Origin of the sequence: Bradyrhizobium sp. ISRA430 (genome assembly GCF_029909975.1) — a bacterium.
In the GTDB taxonomy this organism is placed as follows: Bacteria; Pseudomonadota; Alphaproteobacteria; order Rhizobiales; family Xanthobacteraceae; genus Bradyrhizobium.
Genome location: NZ_CP094516.1, coordinates 1,801,017 through 1,821,119, shown reverse-complemented (window position 1 = coordinate 1,821,119; position 20,103 = coordinate 1,801,017). Strand labels below are relative to the sequence as shown.

At 64.3% G+C, this 20,103-nt stretch carries 18 protein-coding genes and 1 pseudogene; 13 read left to right on the top strand and 6 right to left on the bottom strand.

Going from position 1 to position 20,103, the window contains the following annotated elements:
* Positions 1–19 precede the first annotated feature (19 nt).
* The 7 genes from MTX21_RS09315 (at position 20) to MTX21_RS09285 (ending at position 6,439) form a co-directional block, all read left to right on the top strand.
* On the top strand, positions 20–976 hold the full coding sequence (locus MTX21_RS09315; protein WP_280964503.1) for an amidohydrolase family protein: 957 nt from the start codon (positions 20–22) through the stop codon (positions 974–976).
* Positions 976–1,860: an amidohydrolase family protein gene (locus MTX21_RS09310; protein ID WP_280964502.1), complete on the top strand. Its 885-nt coding sequence runs from the start codon at positions 976–978 to the stop codon at positions 1,858–1,860. The genes MTX21_RS09315 and MTX21_RS09310 overlap by 1 nt, the downstream gene beginning before the upstream one ends.
* Positions 1,857–3,161 (top strand): C4-dicarboxylate transporter DctA, encoded by a 1,305-nt coding sequence (gene dctA, locus MTX21_RS09305; protein WP_280964501.1) that lies wholly within the window; start codon positions 1,857–1,859, stop codon positions 3,159–3,161. The genes MTX21_RS09310 and dctA overlap by 4 nt, the downstream gene beginning before the upstream one ends.
* A gap of 64 nt (positions 3,162–3,225) precedes the next feature.
* Positions 3,226–3,939 (top strand): PIG-L deacetylase family protein, encoded by a 714-nt coding sequence (locus MTX21_RS09300; protein WP_280964500.1) that lies wholly within the window; start codon positions 3,226–3,228, stop codon positions 3,937–3,939.
* Positions 3,936–4,619, top strand: coding sequence for a 4-carboxy-4-hydroxy-2-oxoadipate aldolase/oxaloacetate decarboxylase (locus MTX21_RS09295; RefSeq protein WP_280964499.1), 684 nt, complete (start codon positions 3,936–3,938; stop codon positions 4,617–4,619). The genes MTX21_RS09300 and MTX21_RS09295 overlap by 4 nt, the downstream gene beginning before the upstream one ends.
* Before the next feature lie 30 nt (positions 4,620–4,649).
* Complete coding sequence (locus tag MTX21_RS09290) at positions 4,650–5,519, top strand: hypothetical protein (RefSeq protein WP_280964498.1); 870 nt, start codon at positions 4,650–4,652, stop codon at positions 5,517–5,519.
* Positions 5,516–6,439 (top strand): DUF1932 domain-containing protein, encoded by a 924-nt coding sequence (locus MTX21_RS09285; protein ID WP_280971013.1) that lies wholly within the window; start codon positions 5,516–5,518, stop codon positions 6,437–6,439. Before MTX21_RS09290 ends, MTX21_RS09285 begins: the two co-directional genes overlap by 4 nt.
* Before the next feature lie 32 nt (positions 6,440–6,471).
* On the opposite strand, the gene MTX21_RS09280 is transcribed toward MTX21_RS09285, so the two are convergent.
* Both MTX21_RS09280 and MTX21_RS09275 read right to left on the bottom strand, forming a co-directional pair.
* Entirely contained in the window at positions 6,472–7,677 is a 1,206-nt protein-coding gene (locus MTX21_RS09280; protein ID WP_280964497.1) for an amidohydrolase family protein, read from the bottom strand.
* A gap of 72 nt (positions 7,678–7,749) precedes the next feature.
* Positions 7,750–9,006: an amidohydrolase family protein gene (locus MTX21_RS09275; protein ID WP_280964496.1), complete on the bottom strand. Its 1,257-nt coding sequence runs from the start codon at positions 9,004–9,006 to the stop codon at positions 7,750–7,752.
* 102 nt (positions 9,007–9,108) lie between these two features.
* Between MTX21_RS09275 and MTX21_RS09270 the strand changes: the two are divergent.
* Positions 9,109–9,255 (top strand): annotated as a pseudogene (locus MTX21_RS09270) (amidohydrolase); the annotation flags it as partial.
* 113 nt (positions 9,256–9,368) lie between these two features.
* Complete coding sequence (locus tag MTX21_RS09265) at positions 9,369–10,277, top strand: amino acid ABC transporter substrate-binding protein (protein WP_280964495.1); 909 nt, start codon at positions 9,369–9,371, stop codon at positions 10,275–10,277.
* Positions 10,278–10,287: 10 nt separating this feature from the next.
* On the opposite strand, the gene MTX21_RS09260 is transcribed toward MTX21_RS09265, so the two are convergent.
* Complete coding sequence (locus tag MTX21_RS09260) at positions 10,288–11,514, bottom strand: MFS transporter (RefSeq protein WP_280964494.1); 1,227 nt, start codon at positions 11,512–11,514, stop codon at positions 10,288–10,290.
* Positions 11,515–11,605: 91 nt separating this feature from the next.
* Between MTX21_RS09260 and MTX21_RS09255 the strand changes: the two genes are divergently transcribed.
* From MTX21_RS09255 to MTX21_RS09240, 4 genes are read left to right on the top strand one after another with little or no spacing between them, the layout of a single operon-like run.
* Entirely contained in the window at positions 11,606–12,079 is a 474-nt protein-coding gene (locus MTX21_RS09255; RefSeq protein WP_280971012.1) for a MarR family transcriptional regulator, read from the top strand.
* Positions 12,080–12,081: 2 nt separating this feature from the next.
* Complete coding sequence (locus MTX21_RS09250; protein ID WP_280964493.1) at positions 12,082–14,133, top strand: FUSC family protein; 2,052 nt, start codon at positions 12,082–12,084, stop codon at positions 14,131–14,133.
* Positions 14,130–14,336, top strand: a complete 207-nt coding sequence (locus tag MTX21_RS09245; RefSeq protein WP_280964492.1) for a DUF1656 domain-containing protein — start codon at positions 14,130–14,132, stop codon at positions 14,334–14,336. The genes MTX21_RS09250 and MTX21_RS09245 overlap by 4 nt, the downstream gene beginning before the upstream one ends.
* Positions 14,333–15,199, top strand: a complete 867-nt coding sequence (locus MTX21_RS09240) for an HlyD family secretion protein (RefSeq protein ID WP_280964491.1) — start codon at positions 14,333–14,335, stop codon at positions 15,197–15,199. The genes MTX21_RS09245 and MTX21_RS09240 overlap by 4 nt, the downstream gene beginning before the upstream one ends.
* Before the next feature lie 679 nt (positions 15,200–15,878).
* On the opposite strand, the gene MTX21_RS09235 is transcribed toward MTX21_RS09240, so the two are convergent.
* From MTX21_RS09235 to MTX21_RS09225, 3 genes are all read right to left on the bottom strand, one after another.
* Positions 15,879–17,090, bottom strand: coding sequence for an acyl-CoA dehydrogenase family protein (locus MTX21_RS09235; protein ID WP_280964490.1), 1,212 nt, complete (start codon positions 17,088–17,090; stop codon positions 15,879–15,881).
* A gap of 30 nt (positions 17,091–17,120) precedes the next feature.
* Positions 17,121–18,239, bottom strand: a complete 1,119-nt coding sequence (locus tag MTX21_RS09230; RefSeq protein ID WP_280964489.1) for a glycoside hydrolase family 172 protein — start codon at positions 18,237–18,239, stop codon at positions 17,121–17,123.
* A gap of 107 nt (positions 18,240–18,346) precedes the next feature.
* Positions 18,347–19,972 carry a long-chain fatty acid--CoA ligase gene (locus tag MTX21_RS09225; RefSeq protein ID WP_280964488.1) on the bottom strand — a complete coding sequence of 542 codons (1,626 nt, stop codon included), beginning with the start codon at positions 19,970–19,972 and terminating at the stop codon, positions 18,347–18,349.
* Between the last annotated feature and the right edge of the window lie 131 nt (positions 19,973–20,103).

Here is a 20,103-nt window from a genome sequence, read left to right as displayed (position 1 = left end):
GTGACTGGGTGTTGAGGACATGAACAGGCGGGAGTGCTTGCATCTATTGACCGGGATCGCCGGCGCCGCTTGGGCGAGTGAGGCGTGCGCGCAAGGCGCCGAGAAGGTGATCCCGACGATCAACCCGCCCGATCCTGATCCCAAGACGCCGTCGTTCAAACTGCCGCCGAAATCCTGCGACGCCCATACCCATATCTTCGGACCCGTAGCCCGCTATCCCTTTGCGCCGAACCGGCCCTACAACACCGCCGACGCACCGCTGGAGGCGTTCCGCAGCGTTCACGAGAAGGTCGGCGTCGAGCGCTGCGTGATCGTCAATGCGACCGTGCACGGCACCGACAATCGCGTCGTCACCGACGCCATCGCGCAGAGCGAGGGCGCCTATAAGGGCATTGCCAACGTCAATGACGAGATGTCCGATCACGAACTCGCGGCGCTGGACAAGGGCGGCATCTGCGGTTGCCGCTTTGCGTTCCTGAAGCGCCTCGGCGGCGTCGGCGACATGGCCAAGTTCCAGCGCATCGTGCATCGCGTTGCCGAACTCGGCTGGCACGTCGACGTCTATTTCGAGCCGGGAACGATCGCCGAATTCGCGCCTATCCTGACCGCGCTGCCGACGCCCTATGTGATCGACCACATGGGAACGGTCCAGGCCGGCAAGGGGCTCGACGATCCCGGCTTTACCGCATTGCTTGACCTTCAGAAGAAGGACGAGAAGTGCTGGGTCAAGATCACCGGCCTCGAGCGCGCCTCCAGCGCCGGCAAGCCGTTCCACGACGCGGTTCCGTTCGCCAAGGCGCTGATCGACAACGCGCCCGATCGCGTGCTGTGGGGCACCGACTGGCCGCATCCCAACGTCAAGGTCATGCCGAATGACGGCGAAATCGTCGACCTGATCCCCCTCTATGCGCGCGATGCGAAAGTCCAGCAGAAGCTGCTGGTCGACAATCCGGCGCGACTATTCAAGTTCACCTGATGACGATGATGTACACGCCGACCATTCCGCCGCCCGATCCGAACACGCGCACGCCGAAGTTCAAGCTGCCAAAACTGTCTTGCGACGCGCATTGCCATATCTTCGGGCCCGGCGCGAAATATCCGTATGCACCGGACCGCTCCTACACGCCGCCCGACGCGCCGCTCGAGGATTTCAGGGCGCTGCATGCCAAGCTCGGCGTGGAGCGCGCCGTCATCGTCAATGCCAGCGTGCACGGCACCGATAATACGGTCGCGCTCGATGCCATTGCGCAGAGCAATGGGGCCTATCGCGCGGTCGCCAATATCGACGACACCATCACCGAGCGGGGCTTGCGTGAGCTGCACGAGGGCGGCTTTCGCGGCTGCCGCTTCAATTTCGTCCGTCATCTCGGCGGCGTTCCCGACAAGCGCGTGTTCGACCGCGTCATCGCCATGGTGGCGCCGCTCGGCTGGCACATCGACCTGCATTTCGATGCGATCGATCTGCCCGAATATGCCGACCTGCTGGCCCGGCTGCCGCTGAGCTACACCATTGATCACATGGGCCGGGTGAAGGCCTCCGACGGGCTCGACCAGCTTCCGTTCAAGGTTCTGATCGAGCTGATGCAGCGCGACGAGAAGTGCTGGGTCAAGATCTGCGGCTCGGAGCGAGTGTCGTCGACTGGTCCGCCGTTCACGGATGCCGTGCCCTTCGCGCGAAAGATCGTCGAGACTGCGCCCGACCGCGTCATCTGGGGCACGGACTGGCCGCATCCCAACGTCAAGGTCATGCCGAACGACGGCGACCTCGTCGACCTGATCCCGCTGTTCGCGCCGGAGGCCGAATTCCAGCAGAAGATCCTTGTCAGCAATCCCGCACGCCTGTTCGGGTTCGACGCATGACGGCGCTTGCGATCGACAAGCCGCGCGGCCGCGCCTGGTGGAAGGAGCTCTGGATCCAGGTGCTCATCGCCATGGCGGCCGGCATCGCGCTTGGGATCGTTAATCCCGAAGCGGGTGCGAAGATGCAGCCGCTCGGCGACGCCTTCATCAAGGCGATCCGGATGCTGATCGCGCCGATCATCTTCTGCACCGTCGTGCACGGCATCGCCCATATGGCAGACATGGCACGTGTGGGGCGCGTCGCCGTCAAGGCCATCGTCTATTTCGAGATCATGACCACGATCGCGCTGGTGATCGGCCTCATCGCCGTCAACCTGCTGAGGCCCGGCGTCGGCATGAACATCGATCCGGCGACCATCAACGCCAGCGCGATCGAGCCTTACGTCAAGCAGACCGGCGCCATCGGCTTCGTGCCGTTCCTGATGAACATTGTGCCGTCGACGTTTATCGGCGCCTTTGCCGAAGGCAACATCCTCCAGGTCCTGTTCATCTCCGTCCTCTGCGGCTTCGCGCTGGTGCAGCTCGGCGAGCGTGCGGCGCCGCTGGTCAATCTGATCGATGTCGCCGCCAAGATGGTGTTTGCCGTCGTCGGCTTCGTGATGTGGGCCGCGCCTATCGGCGCGTTCGGCGCCATCGCGTTTACCGTCGGCAAGTTCGGCGTCGGCTCACTGGCTTCCCTCGGCAAGCTGCTGGGCGGCTTCTATCTGACCTGCGTGGTCTTCATCGTCGTGGCGCTCGGCCCGGTGGCGCGGCTGTGCGGCTTCAGCCTGTTCAAGCTGATCCGCTACATCTGGGAAGAGCTGTTGATCTGCATTGCCACGACCTCCTCGGAAACCGTGCTGCCGCGCATGCTGTCGAAGCTGGAGAAGGCCGGCTGCGAGCGCAGCGTCGTCGGGCTCGTGATCCCGACCGGCTATTCCTTCAACCTCGACGGCACCTGCCTTTACCTCGCCGCCGCCTCGGTGTTCCTGGCGCAGGCGACCAACACGCCGTTCGGGCTCGCCGAACAGATCGAGTTGCTTTTGATCCTGCTCGTCACCTCGAAGGGCGCGGCGGGGATCGCGGGGGCCGCGTTCGTCGTGCTGGCGGCGACGCTCTCGGCCACCGGCACCATTCCCGTTGCCAGCGTCGCGCTCGTGCTCGGCATCCATCGCCTGATGTCACAGGGGCTGACGCCGACCAATCTGATCGGGAACGCGGTTGCGACCATCGCGATTGCCAAATGGGAGGGCGCGCTCGACCGCGAGCGCTTGCAGCGCGTGCTCGACGGAGAGGAACCTGCAGTCGCCGCGGCCCGATGAACCTGCTGCCTGCCCAAAGCAGGGAGCCTATGATGCCAAGGAATGAAAGAGGGGAGTTTGTCCCATGAAGACAGGTCTCGTGATCACCGCCCATCCGGGCGACTTCGTCTGGCGCGCCGGCGGCGCCATCGCGCTGCACGCCAAGAAGGGCTACCGGATGAAGATCGTCTGCATGTCCTTCGGCGAGCGCGGTGAGAGCCAGTTTGCCTGGAAGGAGAAGGGTGCGACGCTGGAATCGGTCAAGGCCGGCCGCAAGGACGAGGCTGAGCGGGCGGCCAAACTGCTCGGCGCGGAGATCGAGTTCTTCGACTGCGGGGACTATCCGCTGAAGCTCAACGAGACGCATTTCGATCGCATGGTCGACATCTACCGCGAGCTCAATCCGAGCTTCGTGCTGACGCACGCGCTGGAAGACCCCTATAATTTCGATCATCCGAGCGCGGCGCATTTCGCGCAGGAGACCCGCGTCGTGGCGCAGGCCATGGGTCACAAGCCCGGCGCGCAGTACAAATACGCAGCGCCGCCGGTCTTCCTGTTCGAGCCGCATCAGCCGGAGATGTGCAACTTCAAGCCGAACCTGATCCTCAAGATCGACGAGGTCTGGAAAGAGAAGTACGAGGCGTTCCAGATCCTCGCCGCGCAAAAGCATCTCTGGGGCTATTACGAGCGCGTCGCGCTCAACCGCGGCATCCAGGGCAGCCGCAACACCGGCGTGCCCATGACCTATGGCGAGGCCTATCAGCGCCTGTTCCCGACCGTCGAGGAGGTCCTGGCATGAAGCCGGTCGTCGTTCGTAACATCGAGCGCGCTGATCCCGCCGGAATGGCGGAGTACGGCGTCTCCACCGTGCACGAGGCCTACGGACGCTTCGGTCTGATGAAGCCTTATCTTCGGCCGGTCTGGCCGGGCGCGGCGATTGCCGGCCCCGCCGTCACCGTGCTGGCGCAGCCCGGCGACAACTGGATGATCCATGTCGCCGTCGAGCAGTGCAGGAAGGGCGACGTTCTCGTCGTCGGCTGCACCACCGACAATACCGACGGCATGTTCGGCGAATTGCTCGCGACCTCGCTCCAGGCGCGCGGCGTGCAGGGGCTGATCATCGATGCCGGCTGCCGCGACGTCAAAGCGCTGCACGAGATGAAGTTTCCCGTGTGGTCGCGCGCCGTTTCGGCCAAGGGCACGGTCAAGGCCACGCTCGGCTCGGTCAATGTTCCCGTGGTCTGCGCCGGCGTCAACGTCGAACCCGGCGACATCGTCGTGGCCGATGATGACGGCGTCGTGGTGGTGCCGAAGCGCTACGCGGCCGAAGTCGCCGAAAAGGCGAAGAGGCGGGACGCCGACGAGGGCGGCAAGCGCAAGCGCCTCGCCTCGGGTGAGCTCGGCCTCGACATGTACAACATGCGCGAGGCTCTGGCGAAAGCCGGGCTCGTCTATGTCGACAATCCCGAGGATGCCTGAGCGGCTAGGCAAGAGAAGCGGAGCGGACGGATGGATCGTCTCAAGCTTAAGGCCGTGCTCGGCAGTCACGCGCATGTCAAGGCGGTGAGGAGCGGCGAGCTCCGCTCCGACCGCTTCGATCTCGACTTCATCGAGTACACGCCGACCAACACGGCGTTCAAGCCGATGGTGCGCGAGCAGGCGTTCGACGTCTGCGAGATGGCGATCGTCACCTATCTGATGGCGAAGGCGCACGGCAAGCCGCTGGTGCTGCTGCCCGCGACCATGTTAGGCCGCTTCCAACATTCGTACGCACTGTACAATCCGGAGCGCGGAATGCTCGGGCCTTCCGACCTCGATGGCAAGCGCGTCGGCATCCGCTCGTTCACGACGACGACGGGCGCCTGGATCAGGGGCATCCTCGCCAACGACTACGGCGTCAACCTCGACAGCATCCGTTGGGTGACGTTCGAGGATCCGCATGTCGCCGAATATGTCGACACCACGGAGCGGGCGCCGAAGGACAAGAAGATCCTGCAGATGCTGCTCGATGGCGAGCTCGACGCCGTTCTCGGCGAGACCTCGAACGATCCGCGCCTCAAGCCGCTATTCCCTGATCCGGCTGCGGAGGCCGCGAAGTGGTACGCGCGCCGGGGCGTCGTTCCGGTCAACCATCTCGTGGTCGTGACCGAGCGGCTCGCAAAATCGCACCCGGACGTCGTCGCAGGGATCTATGATCTTCTCAAGCAGAGCAAGACGCAGATCGGACCCGCCGCGGTGCCCGATCTCGTTCCGTTCGGGGTCGAGGCCAATCGCAAGCCGCTGGAGCTGATCATCGACTACGCGTTCCAGCAGGCGCTGATCCCGCATCGCCTTGCCGTCGACGAGCTCTTTGACGACACCACTGGAAGGCTGAACTGATGACGGATCCGAGGCGATGGCAGATTGGGCTGGTCGGCTACGGGGAGGTCGGCAGGATCCTCGCCGAGGATCTGCGCCAGCAGGGCATCAAGGTCTCAGCCTATGACATCAAGCTCGGCGGCGAGCAGGGCGTGCCGCTCAGGGATCATGCAGCGAAATTCGGCGTGACGCTTGCAAGTTCGCATGCCGAGCTGACCGCGAAATCGGACTTCATCGTCTCCGCCGTCACGGCAAGTCAGGCCGTTCCGGTGGCCAAGGCGTGCGCTGCCGCGGTCAACCAGGGCACCTGGTTCCTCGATTTCAACTCGGCTTCGCCCGGCGCCAAGCAGTGCGCAGCCGCGCTGATCGATGGCGCCGGCGGGCGCTATGTCGAGGGCGCGGTGATGACCTCGGTGCCGCCCTATCGCATCAAGGTACCGCTTTTGCTCGGCGGCCCCGGCGCGAAGGAGCTGGAGCCGCTGCTGAATGCGATCGGTTTTGCGGCCAAGGTCGCGAGCGACAAACTTGGCGTTTCATCGGCGGTCAAGATGTGCCGTAGCATTATGATCAAGGGCCTGGAGGCCATGGTCATCGAGAGCTTTACGACTGCGCGCGCCTATGGCGTCGAGGATGCCGTGCTGGCTTCGCTGGCCGAGACCTTTCCCGGCATCAATTGGGAGAAGCAGGGCGCCTATTTCTTCCAGCGCGTGATCGAGCACGGTCGCCGCCGCGCTGAGGAGGTGCGGGAAGTTGCCGAGACCGTGCGCGAGGCGGGGCTGACCCCATGGTCGGCGCAGGGCACCGCCGAGCGACAAGCCTGGGTCGCCGATCTTGCCGACGAAGGTCTGTTCGGCATGAAAGGAACACAGGAGTTCGCCCGCAGCGCCGATTGGCGTACCGAGGCGGACCGCATCCTGGCGAAGATCGAGCGAAAGACGTGACGCGCCTCAACGCCCTGCCGTTAGCCCGACCGTCACTTGCGCTTCCCGACAATCTTACCGTTCGATGCGACGAGCTTGCCTTCCTTGTAGACGGAGCGCGGCTGCGGCGAAGCGACGACCGCCTCGGGGACGTGCTCCGCATTCAACGTCACGAAATCGGCCTTGGCGCCGACCTTCAGGCCATAGCCTTCGAGCCGTAGCGCTCTTGCGCCGGCTTCGGTGACGAGATCGAAGGCGAGGCGCAGCTCTTCGTCGATATTGAACCCCGAGCGATATCCGATCGTTGCCGCGCGGCGCAGCATGTCGCCGTCGCCATATGGCCACCAGGAATCGCGAATGTTGTCGTTGCCGCTGAAGACGGTCACGCCGGCCCTGCGCAGGGTAAGGACCGGCGGGAAGGGACGAGCCCCCGGCGCATTCGTCATGATGGCGACGCCGGAGCGGGCGAGGGTGTCGGCGATCTTCTTAAGATGATCGGGCGTGATGTCGCCGAGCCCGTAGGCATGGCTGACGGCAACATGGCCCTCCATGCCGAGTGCGCGCGTGCGCGCCGCAATCTGCTCGATCTCGAAAGCGCCCAGCGTGCCGCTGTCGTGCAGGTGAATGTCGACATCGACGCCGTGCTTCCCCGCCACGCCGAAGACGACATCGAGATGCTTCTCGACGTCGCGGTCGAAGCTTGCGGGATCGAGCCCACCGACGACGTTGGCGCCGAGCCCGACGGCCTCGTCCAGCAATTGCGGCGTCCCGGGGCTCGCCAGAATGCCGCTCTGCGGAAAGGCGACGAGCTGGATGTCGATCAGGCCCCGGTATTCCTCGCGCACGCGCAAAATCGTCTCGAGTGACTTCAGGCCGACTGAGCCGTCGACCATGACATGGCTGCGCATTTGCGTGGAGCCGTGCCCGATGCAGAGGTCGAGCTGATTGCGGGCGCGAACGTCCATTGGAGCCGCGTCCGCCATATTCTGGGCCTGAAAGGCCACGCGCTCGCGCACGTCGAAGCCGTTGGTGCATGGCTTGTGCGGCCGCCAGGCGTCGCCATAGAAACTGGTATCGAGATGGATATGACCCTCGACGAAGCCGGGGACGACCAAGGCATTGCCGAGGTCGACCGTCTCCGTCGCGGCGGGATGATCGTTGGCGGTCGTGATCGCGGCGATGCGGCCACTCTCGACCGCGATGTGATGCGTGGTGCCGCCGTCGAAGCGGGCATTCAGGAAGATCGTGTCAAAGGCCATCCTGTTCGTCCTCATTTTGTCGATCGCTGCAATAGTCGCGCGGCCTTGGCTGCTGCGCAATGCGCCTCGCAATCAGGCGCAGCGGCTCGGGCCGGAGGGACCAAACAGGATCACCTGGGGCCGCTCAAACGTCTTCCGGCCGTTCTTGAACCCCATCACGATGTCCGGAAGCTCGGCGATGGCGAAGCTGCTATCCTGTGTATCGAGCACGACGAGGTCGGCGGGATTGCCGAGCTTGATGCCGTAGTCCGTCAGATTCATCAGGCGCGCGGGCAGCTCGGTGACGAGATCGAGACACGTATCGAAGTCGGCGACGGATGCGTGCGCGACATTGGCGTAGAAATTCGCCATCCGCAGCAGCGAGGCATCGCCGAACGGCGTGAAAGGGTTGAGCACGTTGTTGGTTGCGACCGAGCACACGACGCCGTCGCCCGCGAGTTTGTGAGCGAGCGTCAGTCCGCGCGGCGCGTTGTGGCTGGCCTCGCGCCCCATCAGGTAGAGATCGGTGGCCGGGAGCACGGTGACGGCGACACCGGCTTTCGCCAATTGTGCGGTGGCCGATCTCAGACGTTCCGGCGGCAGCGCCGAGAGCTTTGTGGCATGGCCGATCGCAACGCGCCCCCCGTAGTTGCGCCGCTCGGTCTGCCGGCAGACTTCGTCGAGGTGCCACCAGGATGGATCGAGATCGAAGTCGAGATGAAGGTCGACATCGACGTCGAACTCCTGGGCAAGATCGAAGATGCGTTCGAGATGCGTGTTTGGGTCGGCGTCGGTATAGGGGCAGCCGCCGATAACCTCGCCACCGTCGCGCAGCGCCTGGATCAAGAGCTCCTCGGTGCCGGGATCGTTGGTCAGGCCCTCCTGCGGAAAGACGCAGAGCGAAAGATCGAGTGCCCAGGCGTAGTCGCGCTTGAGCGCCTTCACCGCCTCGAAGCTGCGCAAGGAAATGCGCGGATCGATCTCGACATGCGTGCGCATGCGCGTCGTGCCATGCACGATCGCGCGCTCGATCACCTTGGCGCCGCGCGCATAGACATCCTCGGCGGTGAAGTCGCGCTTCATCGCCGATACGGCGCGGATGGCATCGCCGAGACTGCCATGATCGTGCCCGCAGCGGCCGAGCAGGCAGGCCTTGTCGAGATGGATATGGGTATCGACGAAGCCGGGCAGCGCGATCCGGCCGCCGACATCGATTTCGACGGCCTCGCAGGCGAGCCTGGGCGCAATGGCGGCGATCCGGCCGCTCTTCACGCCGATATCGACCGGCGCGGCGGATGATCGCAACAGGGCGTTGCGGAAGATCAGGTCGAGAGGGGGCTCGGTGGTCATGGAGTCGGATTTAGGTGGGGCAGCCTAGTGCAGGCTGCGCGTGAAGGCAGCACCAGATTGTGTGCAATCATATCGCAGAATTGTCCAAAAAACATGCATGCAGTGCGCTGGCTCCGCGACATCGGCCTTCTCTCGGAGCGGCTGACGCTCGCACATTGCATTCACGCGCGCCCTGATGAGCTTGAGATGATCGCGGCCTCGGGCGCGCGCATCGTCACCAATTTCAGCTCGAACATACATAGAAAATCGCGATAGCTGGTAGACGTAACCTCGTCTGGCGATTGTCCCGGTGCTGGGCTATCACCTCCGTGCCCGCGCTTCGATACCATGGCGCGAGTCCATGCCCCCTTTAGGAGCAATCGATGCGATTACCCACCGTTGTCCTGGCCGTGACATGTCTTGTGAGCGCCGCCTCGGCCGAAGACCTTTCGGGCACGCTCCAGAAGGTCAAGGAGACGAAGAAGATCACGCTCGGCTACCAGGAGGCGTCCGTTCCCTTCAGCTATCTCGACGGCAACCAGAAGCCGGTCGGCTTTGCCATGGATATCTGCCTCAAGATCGTGGATGCCGTGAAGAAGCAGCTCGGCATGCCCGACATCGCGGTGGACACCATCGCGGTGACGTCGTCGAACCGCATTCCGCTGATGGTCAACGGCACTCTCGATCTGCACTGCTCGGCGACCACCAACAACGCCGATCGACAGAAACAGGTGGCTTTCACCAACACGCATTTCCTGAGCGCAACGCGGTTCGCCGCCAAGAAGGCTGCAAAGATCAACACCATCGACGATCTCAAGGGCAAGTCGGTCACGGCGGTGGCGGGATCGGTCAACCTGACGCAACTCGCCAAGGTCAACACCGAGCGCAATCTCGGCATCAACATCCTGCCGGCCAAGGACCAGGCCGAGGCCTTCCTGATGCTGGAGACCGACCGCGCACAGGCCTACGCGCTGGACGACGTGCAGCTTGCGGTCGCCATCGCCCGGTCGAAGGAGCCGGCGCTGTTCATGATCAGCGAGGAAACCTTCTCCAAGCCGGAGCCGTACGGGATCATGCTGCGCAGGGAGGACGCTCCGTTCAAGGCGCTGGCCGATCGCGCAACCGCAGAACTCTATGCGAGCCCCGAGATCGAGGTGCTCTACAAGAAGTGGCTGCAATCGCCGACGCCACCGAACGGCCTCAACTACAATGTCCCGATGTCGCCGTCCCTACGCAACGCCTTCAAGAAGCCGAGCTCGAGCTTCGATCCGGACGTGTACGCGGTGAACTGAGGCAGGAGCGCTAGCGTGTCCGCGGGGTGTCGAGCAACTGTCCCGCGAGCGCAGCGCCAATCGCCGCGATCGCGGCCATCCCCAGCGCCCAGGCGACGAAGAGCCGATGGCCGATCAGCGCGCCGCTCACGAGAGGGGCGCTGATATTTGCGCCCGACATCAAGGATTGATTGAGGCCCATGATCATGCCCTGGCGGTTGATCGCGGTGCTGCGCGACAATTCTGCCGTCAGCGTGCTGCGGGCGAACATGGTGCCGACGATGATCAGCGTCAGCTCGATCGCGAGCAGGCCGATGCTGCTCGCCGCCGCAAGGCCGGCAAATCCAAGCCCCATGCCGGCGAAGGCAGCGATGACGAGGCTGCGGTCGGAAGCGATCAGGTTCGCGCGGGTGATCAGAAGGCCCTGAACGACCATGTTGATGAAGCCGGCATAGGCGAACATCCAGCCGAGCTCGCGCGCGCCGAAGGGATGTCCGTCCCAGGTGAACCGCGCCGACAGGAACAGGCCGATCTGCGACAGGAACATCGAGTTGACGAAGAAGAACACGATGAGCAGGCCGAGCAGGCGCCAGGCGTAGCGCACGCCGAGCACGGAGCGGGTTAGCGTCGGCTCGGGCACACGGTGCTGATAGAGCGGCTCGGAGGCCGGATGGTCCGGCGGAAGCAGGGCGATCGTCGCGAGAATGCTGATCAAGGAGAGCGCGGCTGCGGCCCATACCGGCGCAGTTTCCCCGTAGTGGACGAGGAGGCTCGACAGCGCAGGACCGACCAGCAGCCCCGTTCCGATCGCGCCGCTGGTCATGCCAAGCGCCTGCTTGCGCGTTGCGGGCGGGCTGTGCTCGGCGGCATAGGCGTGGGCGACCGAAATGTTGCCTGAGGTCAAGCCGTCGATGATGCGCGCCAAAAACACCAGCGTCAGGTTGCCGGCGAGCGCGAGCAGGACGAAGCCGACGAAGGTCCCGATCTGGCTCACGACCAGAACGTTCCGGCGGCCATAGCGGTCCGAGAGCATGCCGACCACGGGGCCGGCGATGAGCTGGCAGACCGCATAGGCCGAGATCAGCGCGCCGATCATGAATGGCGTGGCGCCGAGCCGCTGCGAATAGAACGGCAGCAGCGGCAGAATGATGCCCATCCCCGTGGCATCCACGGCCACGACGACGAAGGTCGGGACGAGCGTCAGCGCGCTTTCGCCCGCAACCGCCTCCCGCGCCGCTGCCGTGGAACTCGCGTCCATACCGTGCTGCCTCGTTCGCTTTCGCGTGATCGTCCGACCTATGCTGCGCTATATAGTTGCAAGCTAATAGTTCGTGTCCTATCTAATTTGCATGGCTCCCTCGCAGGCTCATATCCACGCCGAGATCGGCCGGCTGATCACGCGCCTCGGCCGTGTCTGGCGCCGCGAGTCGGACCAGGCGCTGTCCGATCACGGCCTGTCCTATGCGACCGCGATTCCGCTGCTGGTGCTGTCACGCCAGGGCGAAAACGTCCGGCAGGGCGTACTCGCCGACGAATTGGGCATCGAGGGACCTTCGCTGGTCCGCCTGATCGACCTGCTCGAGGCTGAAGGGCTGGTGGAGCGCCGCGAGGATCCGACCGATCGGCGTGCCAAAACGCTACATCTCACGAAGGCGGGCGAGGCCAAGGTGGAGGAGACCAACCGGGTGCTGCGCCGGGTGCGGGCGAGCCTGTTGAAAGATATCGGAGCCGAGGAACTTGCGGTAACCTTCGAGACACTCCAGCGCATCGAGCAGCGGGCCAATCGCCTGTATGCCGCGAAGACCGTTCCAGAGGCAAAATAGCCATGCGCGCGGAAGAGCCGTTCCTGGTCCGCCACGCGGACCTCATTTTTGCTTTGAAGACGTTCGCTGCGTCGATGCTGGCGCTCGTCATTGCCCTGGCGATGGATCTGCCGCGGCCCTATTGGGCGATGGCGACCGTCTACATCACATCCCAGCCGCTGGCGGGGGCGACCAGCTCGAAAGCGTTCTTCCGCGTGATGGGGACGCTGGTCGGCGCGACGATGACGGTCGCGCTGGTGCCCAATCTCATCGATGCCCCCGAACTCCTGTGCCTGGCGATCGCGCTCTGGGTCGGGCTCTGTCTTTATCTGTCGCTGCTCGACGGCACGCCACGCAGCTATGTCTTCATGCTGGCCGGGTACACGGTCGCGCTGATCGGCTTCCCCTCCGTATCCGAGCCCGGCAACATCTTTGATACGGCCGTGGCGCGGGTCGAGGAAATCTCGCTCGGCATCATCTGCGCCAGCCTCGTCTCCACCATCGTCTTCCCGCGCAGCGTCGCGCCTGCCGTAGCTGGCCGTGTCGATGCCTGGCTATCGGATGCACGCCGCCTCAGCCAGGTCGTGCTGCTGCGTCAAGGCACCGGCGATACGCGCCGCGGCAGCCGCCTCAAGCTCGCGACCGACATCGTCGAGATCGACACGCTCTCGACCCATCTCGCCTATGACCGGCTGACCGACAGCAACGCCGTGCGTGGTCTCGGCGAGATCCGCCTGCGCATGCTGATGCTGCTGCCGGTGATCGCCTCGCTCGAGGACCGGCTGGCCGCGCTCGGGGAGGAGGCGTTGCGCCGGCAACCCGAGTTGAGGCAACTTCTCGAAGATCTGGCGCAATGGATCACCAGCGACGTCAGTGCACGGCAACCGGCCGATCGGATCCGCGCGAAGATCGCCGAGCGGCAGGCGGTTCTCGATGACAGCGCATCCTGGGAGCGGATCATCACCACCAGTCTGTTGTCGCGGCTGCGGGAACTGGTCGACCTCTCGCGCGACTGCCGTGCGCTGAGCGAGGCGATCGCGGAAAGCCGCAACATTTCCACCGTCGATCTGGCCTTCCATTCCGAGGCCGGAGCCGCTGCCGTGCGTCATCGGGATCGCGGCTTGGCCCTGTGGTCGGCGGCCGGTGCGGCCATCGCCATCCTGATCTGCTGCGCGTTCTGGATCGGGACCGGTTGGCCGGACGGCGCGTCAGCGCCGATGATGGCCGCGGTCGCCTGCTCGTTCTTCGCTGCGCAGGACGAGCCCGCACGCTTCATCCGCAGCTTCGGCCTGTGGTCGCTGGTCGCCATCGTGGTCGTCGCGATCTATCTGTTCGCACTGGTGCCCGCGATCTCCCATCTCGAGGTTCTGGTCATCGCGCTGGCGCCGACCTTCCTGCTCTATGGCTTCTTGATCGCACGGCCGGCGACGGCGGGAACCGGCATGGCGCTCGCGGCCAATACCGCGACGTTGCTCGCGCTGCAGTCGACCTACAGCGCGGATTTCGCCTCTTACGCCAATTCCGCCGTTGCTTTCTTCGTCGGCGTGGTCTTCGCCGAGCTCGTGACCCGGATCGCGCGTGGCGTGGGCGCGGAATGGATCGCCAATCGTCTCGTGCTGTCGAGCTGGAAGACGCTCGCGGTCGCCGCTGAACGTCGCGGCAGGCGTGACCGCGCCGAATTCGCAGGCCTGATGCTGCATCGGCTCGGGCTGCTCGTGCAGCGCATCGCCTTTCTCTCCGAGAGCGACCGCCGCGACGCCGACAGCCTGGCCCAGCTTCGCATCGGGATCAACATTATCGACCTGCGGCGCGCCCGCTATGGGCTTGCGGCCTCCACCATTCACGTCATCGACGACATGCTCGATCAGCTCGCCATCGCCTGCCGCAGCTATGCGGGCCGCGGAATGCCGGCCGAGCTGCTGACGAGCGTCGATCGGGCCTTGGCCCGGGCGGTGAAGGACCCCAATGACAAGGCGCGCGAAGATGCCCTGATCGGCCTCGTCGGCATCCGGCGCGGCCTGTTTCCGGATGCGCCGGCGTATCGGCCGCGCGCAGGGGAGAGTGTAGCGGCATGAGATATCAGATTGACATCTACGGTGTGCTCGTGCCCGCGCTGCTGGTGTGGATCATCATCGCCTATGTGCTGAGCGCCTTGCTTCGCCGGCTCATGCAGCGCTTCGACCTCTATCGGCTGGTCTGGCATCGCGCGCTGTTTGATTTCGCGCTGTTCGTCTGCCTGCTCGGCGGCGTCGTCTATCTCTCGGAGTATCTCGCATGAAAGGGAATCTTGGCTGGCTCGGCCGCCTCGCGCTGACCGTGATTGTCGTCATCGCGGCGCTCGCCGTCGGCCGCGAGCTTTGGGTCTATTACATGGAATCGCCCTGGACGCGCGACGGCCGCGTGCGCGCCGACGTGGTCCAGGTCGCGCCGGACGTATCCGGCTTCGTCACGGAGGTGCTGGTCAAGGACAACCAGAAGGTCCGCCGCGGCGACGTCCTGTTCCGGATCGATCGCGAGCGTTTCGCGCTGGCTTTGCGACAGGCGGGCGCTGCGGTCGCCGGTCATCAGGCGACTCTCGATCAGGCCAACGCCGACCTGAAGCGCTACAGCGCGCTGACGACCGATGCGGTGTCGCAACAGAAGCAGGAGCAGGTGCTGGCCACGCAGCTCCAGGCCAAGGCGGCGTTCGATCAGGCCGTCGCCGACCGCGCCGTCGCTCAGCTCAATCTCGATCGCAGCGAGGTCCGCGCCTCCGTCAACGGCGTGATCACCAATATGGACCTGAGGCCGGGGGCTTACGTCACGGCCGGCAAGGGCGTGATGGCGCTGGTCGACACCGACACGCTTCATGTCGAAGGCTATTTCGAGGAGACCAAGCTCGCGCGCATCCGCGTCGGCGACAAGGCGCAGATCCGCCTGATGGGCGAGAAGGTCACGCTCACCGGCCATGTCGAGAGCATCGCCGCCGGCATCGAGGACCGCGACCGCGCCGAAGGCGCGAGCCTGCTCGCCAACGTCAACCCGACGTTCAGTTGGGTACGTCTCGCCCAGCGTGTCCCCGTGCGCATCGCGCTGGATAATGTCCCGGGCAACTTGTCGCTCGTCGCCGGCCGCTCGGCGACGGTAGAGGTATTGGATTAACGCGACTGCGCAGCGATAGCAGATGGGCCGCGTCTGGCTTGGGGAAAAACTGGCATCCAACGTTTCAATGCCAAACGGCGGGGCTAATCCTGACTCACCTGTGAGTCGGGGGAGCTGTATTGGGCGTTTGGTTTTTAGTCCTCGCAGCCTGCGTGGTCGGCGCGTTGCTCCTTTTGGCATTCTGCCGATAGGACCGACAGCGGATGCAGTTGTTGCTGCGAAGCATCAGCGAGCCGCTGAATCGCGGTTCCAGTCCGATGGTTTTTGACTGTGCATGGATGAGCGCGTTCACTTCCGGCATTGGAGGCGGACGTGAGTTGGTTGTTTGTGTTTCTCATTGCCGCGAGCGCAGTGGTTTTGATCGCCCATGCGATTGACGCGATGCGTTCCTGATACTCGCTGTGGCTCGTTCTCGTCGGTAGTCCGGTAAATGACGAGAATGTTCCAAGACCGGCGGGTCTCAATTTGAGGAACTCGGCGCTGCAAGCCGAGGTTGTCACAGCAGGAGGAATACGATCATGCTTATGTTTTACCTGCCGATCATAATTTTCGAAGCGATGCTCGATGCAATGTCGAAACAGGATGTGCCGGCATCCATCGATGAGCAGGAGCCGCCGAGCTTCGATTAGGTCACCATCCCAGCGCGTCGGCTTGGGCGTCTGCCGAAGCCAGCGCTTACTCAGGCATTCGAGTATTTCTTCAGCTCCAACCGCGCGATCTGGTTCCTGTGAACCTCGTCCGGCCCGTCGGCGAGGCGGAGCAAACGCGCGGTGGCATAGGCCTGCGTCAGCCCAAAATCGTTCGACGTGCCGCCGCCGCCATGGGCCTGGATCGCCCAGTCGATGATTTGGCAGGCCATGTTGGGCACGGCGACCTTGATCATCGCGATCTCGGTCCTCGCCACCTTGTTGCCGACGGTGTCCATCGCGGAGGCCGCATTGAGCGTCAGCAGCCGCGCCTGCTCGATCATGATGCGGGCCTCGGCGATGCGTTCCTGCGTCACGGTTTGCTCCGAGACCGGCTTGCCGAAGGCGACGCGGCTGCGCGTGCGCCGGCACATCTTCTCCAGCGTGCGTTCGGCAAGGCCGATCAGCCGCATGCAGTGGTGGATGCGGCCGGGCCCGAGGCGGCCCTGCGCGATCTCGAAGCCGCGGCCTTCGCCGAGCAGCATGTTTTCCTTCGGCACGCGCACGTTTGTGAAGACCACTTCCGAGGCGCGGTCGGGCACGCCATAGAAGCCGAATACGGGGAGGGGGCGTTTGACCTCGATGCCCGGCGTGTCCATCGGCACCAGGATCATGGATTGCTGCTTGTGGCGGTCCGGATTGTCCGGATCGGTCTTGCCCATGAAGATGCAGATCTTGCAGCGCGGGTCCGTCGCATTGGTGGTGTACCATTTGCGGCCGTTGATGACGTAGTGGTCGCCGTCGCGCACGATCGAGCTCTCGATGTTGGTCGCATCGGATGATGCGACCGCGGGCTCGGTCATGGCGAAGCAGGAGCGGATTTCACCGGCGAGCAGCGGCTTAAGCCAACGCTCCTTGTCCTTCTCCGTGCCGTAGCGCTCCAGCACCTCCATGTTGCCGGTGTCGGGCGCCGAACAGTTGAACACTTCGGGCGCGAGGTGCGAGCGGCCCATGACCTCGCAGAGCGGTGCGTATTCGAGATTGGTGAGACCGGCGCCGTGACCGGAGTCCGGCAGGAACAGGTTCCAAAGGCCTTCGGCGCGCGCGAGCGGCTTCAGCTCTTCGACGACGGGGTAGACCTTCCATGGCCCGAGCTCTTCCGCCTCGCGATAGAAGCGCTCCTCGTTTGGGTAGATGTGCCGGTCCATGAAGCTCTCCAGTTTGCGCTTGAGCTCGACGACTTTGGGCGACATCGGATAGAGCATCTTTGGTCTCCTTGATCGATGAAGGGCGATCTAGCCGATTTCGAGGTAGTCCGGATCGGGCAGTTTCGCGAACGGCGCCGTCGGCAGCGTCTGGTACCAGAATGCGACCGAGGCGATGTCGTCCTGCAACGGACGATATTTCGGCTCCTTGACGCCGGGAAGCCAGCCCAGCGCCTGGATGGTCACGCGCAGATCGGCGCGGAAGCGGATGGGATCCGGGATGTGCCAGCGATATAGGCCGAACCGCTGCTGCGATTTGTAGACGCCATCGGGGCGGATCACCTGCGGCAGGCCCGCATAGGGCGTGGTGAATTCCTGGTAGTGCGACTGCTGCGCCGGGCCTTGGCCGGAGTGGGCGACATAGGGATCGAAATTGTAGGCGCCGCAGAAATAATCCTCGGTGCCGGTGCCGCAGATCGTCGGGAATTCGCCGTCACCATCGATGAAGAATTTGATTTCGCCTTCGCCCCACCAGCCGTTGTTGTGCACGCCCCAGGCCATGTAGGTGCCGACATAGTGGCCGTGGCCTACGACGCCATCGAGCAGCGTATGGACGTGCTTGTAGGGCAGCGGATTGGTGCGGCGGAATTGCGCATGGAAATAGGCGCAGTCCTCGGGCACGTCGGTCAGCGTGTAGTTGATCTGGTAATAGATGGTGAGCCGCTCCTCGCTGCGGTTCTCGAGCGTAAGCCGCGCGCGCTTGCGGAACGGCATCTCCCAGTAGCAGTTGAACGCACGGCCGGGATTGACGCAGACCGCGAGCGAGGACACCTGTGCGAACTCCTCCCATCCGCAGGCGAAGAAATCGCCGGCCGGGCATTCGACGCTGGGCTGCTCCTGATCGTCCCAGTAGATCCGCAGGATCGAATGGCGGAGCCGTCCGCGCGCCAACGTCATCCAGATCTGCTGGATCGCGCCCTGGCCCTGGATCTCCGCAAGCGTGAAGGTCGCGCCGGGCTCGATGACGACATAGGGCGAGACCTTCCAGCCTTGGCCGAGATCGCGCGCCTGACGGGCCGCCGGGCCGTCGAGGGACATGCCGCCCTTGCCCTTGTCGCCGGTGAAATTCTCTGGGCTGATCGAGCGCGTCAGCGCATGCGACAGGCGCGACAGATTGCCGAGATGCAGGCCCAGTCCGGAAAACGCCATGGTGTCCTCGATCCAGCGTTGGCTATGCCCCGATATACCGCCGGCGAATCTACCAAAAGATGAAGACGGTCGTGCACGAGAGGGCGCCCTGCGCTGGGCGTCACGGGCTATGCGATGCGATACTCCCTGAACCTCTCGCGCAGCGCCGATTTGAGCACCTTGCCAGTGCCGGTCATCGGGAATTCGTCCAGGAATTCGACCGCGTCCGGCATCCACCAGCTCGCGACCTTCGGGCGCAAGTGAGCGAGCAGCGTCTGGCCGTCGAGTGTCGATCCCTTCTTGCGGACGACAAGGAGCAGGGGGCGTTCCTGCCATTTCTCGTGCGCGATCGCGACCACGGCGGCTTGCAGCACCTCGGGATGGGACAGCGCGATGTCCTCGAGCTGGATCGAGGAGATCCATTCGCCGCCCGATTTGATCACGTCCTTGGAGCGGTCGGTCAGCGTGACATGGCCCTGGGCGTCGATCACGGCCATGTCGCCGGTGATCAGCCAGCCGTCACGGTCGAGGCCTTCGTCGAGCTTCATGTAGCCGGAGGCGACCCACGGTCCGCGGGCGCGCAAATGGCCGACGGTCTTGCCGTCGCGCGGCAGCTCGTTGCCGGCGTCATCGACAATGCGCAAAGCGGTGCCGAAGCAGGCGCGCCCCGACACCACGCGCCGGTCGAACTTCTCCTTGTCGCTGAGGTGCTCCGAGCCGGGCCGCAAGCCCGGCATCGAGCAGCCCAGGGCCTCGGTCATGCCCCAGGCCTGGATGTAGTCGACATTGTATTCGCGCTTGAGCTTCTCGACCATGGCGCGCGGCGGCGCCGAGCCTGACGACAGCGTTGCGCGCAAGTTCGAGAACTTGTTGCCGGTGCGGCCCAGCCAGTCGAGCAGGATCAGCCAGAAGCTCGGCACGCCCGCCGACAGCGTCACCTTCTCGCCTTCGAGCAGCTCATAGAGCTTGTCGGGCTCGTAGTTGCGGCCGGGCAGCACCAGCTTGGAGCCGGTATAGGGCGCGGTGAACGGCATGTTCCAGCCGTTGCCATGGAAGAGGGGCGCCATCGGCATCATCACCTCGCGCACGCCTTCGACATGTCCCGGCAGGAAGTCGAAGTTGCAGCAAGTCATGGTTTGCAAAATCGCCGCGCGGTGCGAATAGATCACGCCCTTGGGATTCCCCGTCGTGCCTGAGGTGTAGCAGATGGTGGAAGCCGACTTCTCATCGAACAGCGGCCAGGCGAAGCCGTCCTCGCTCTCCTTTTGCAGAATGTCCTCGTAGCAATGCACGTTTGAAAGCTTCGTCTCCGGCATCCGCTCGCGCGAGGACATCACGACGTAGGCCTCGATCGTCTTGAGCTGCGGCGCGATCGCCTCGACGATCGGCAACGTGGCGCGATCGATGAACAGCAGGCGGTCTTCGGCATGGTTGATGATGTAGACGAGCTGTTCCGGAAACAGCCGGGGATTGACGGTGTGCAGCACATAGCCCATGCCCGGCGCGGCATAGAACATCTCGAAATGGCGATGGGTATTCCAGGCGAGTGTGCCGACGCGGTCGCCGGGCGTCATGCCGAGCCGCTTCAACGCCAGCGCCATGCGCTTGATGCGCGGATGGGCGTCCGCATAGGTGTAGCGGTGGATGTCACCCTCGATCTCGCGCGCGACGATCTCCGCTTCGCCGTGATAGTCGGCCGCATACTGGATCAGGCCGCTGATCAGGAGCGGCATGTCCATCATCAATCCCTGCATTGTCTCCTCCGGATCGCCACGTCGTTGCTCGGCGCGCGCATTGATTTGCGTGCAAGCTAGCGGAAGGTCACGCCGCGTTCACGCAAAAAGCGAGCGGCGTGATTGCATGCGTCACTTTTTCAGGGCTAATT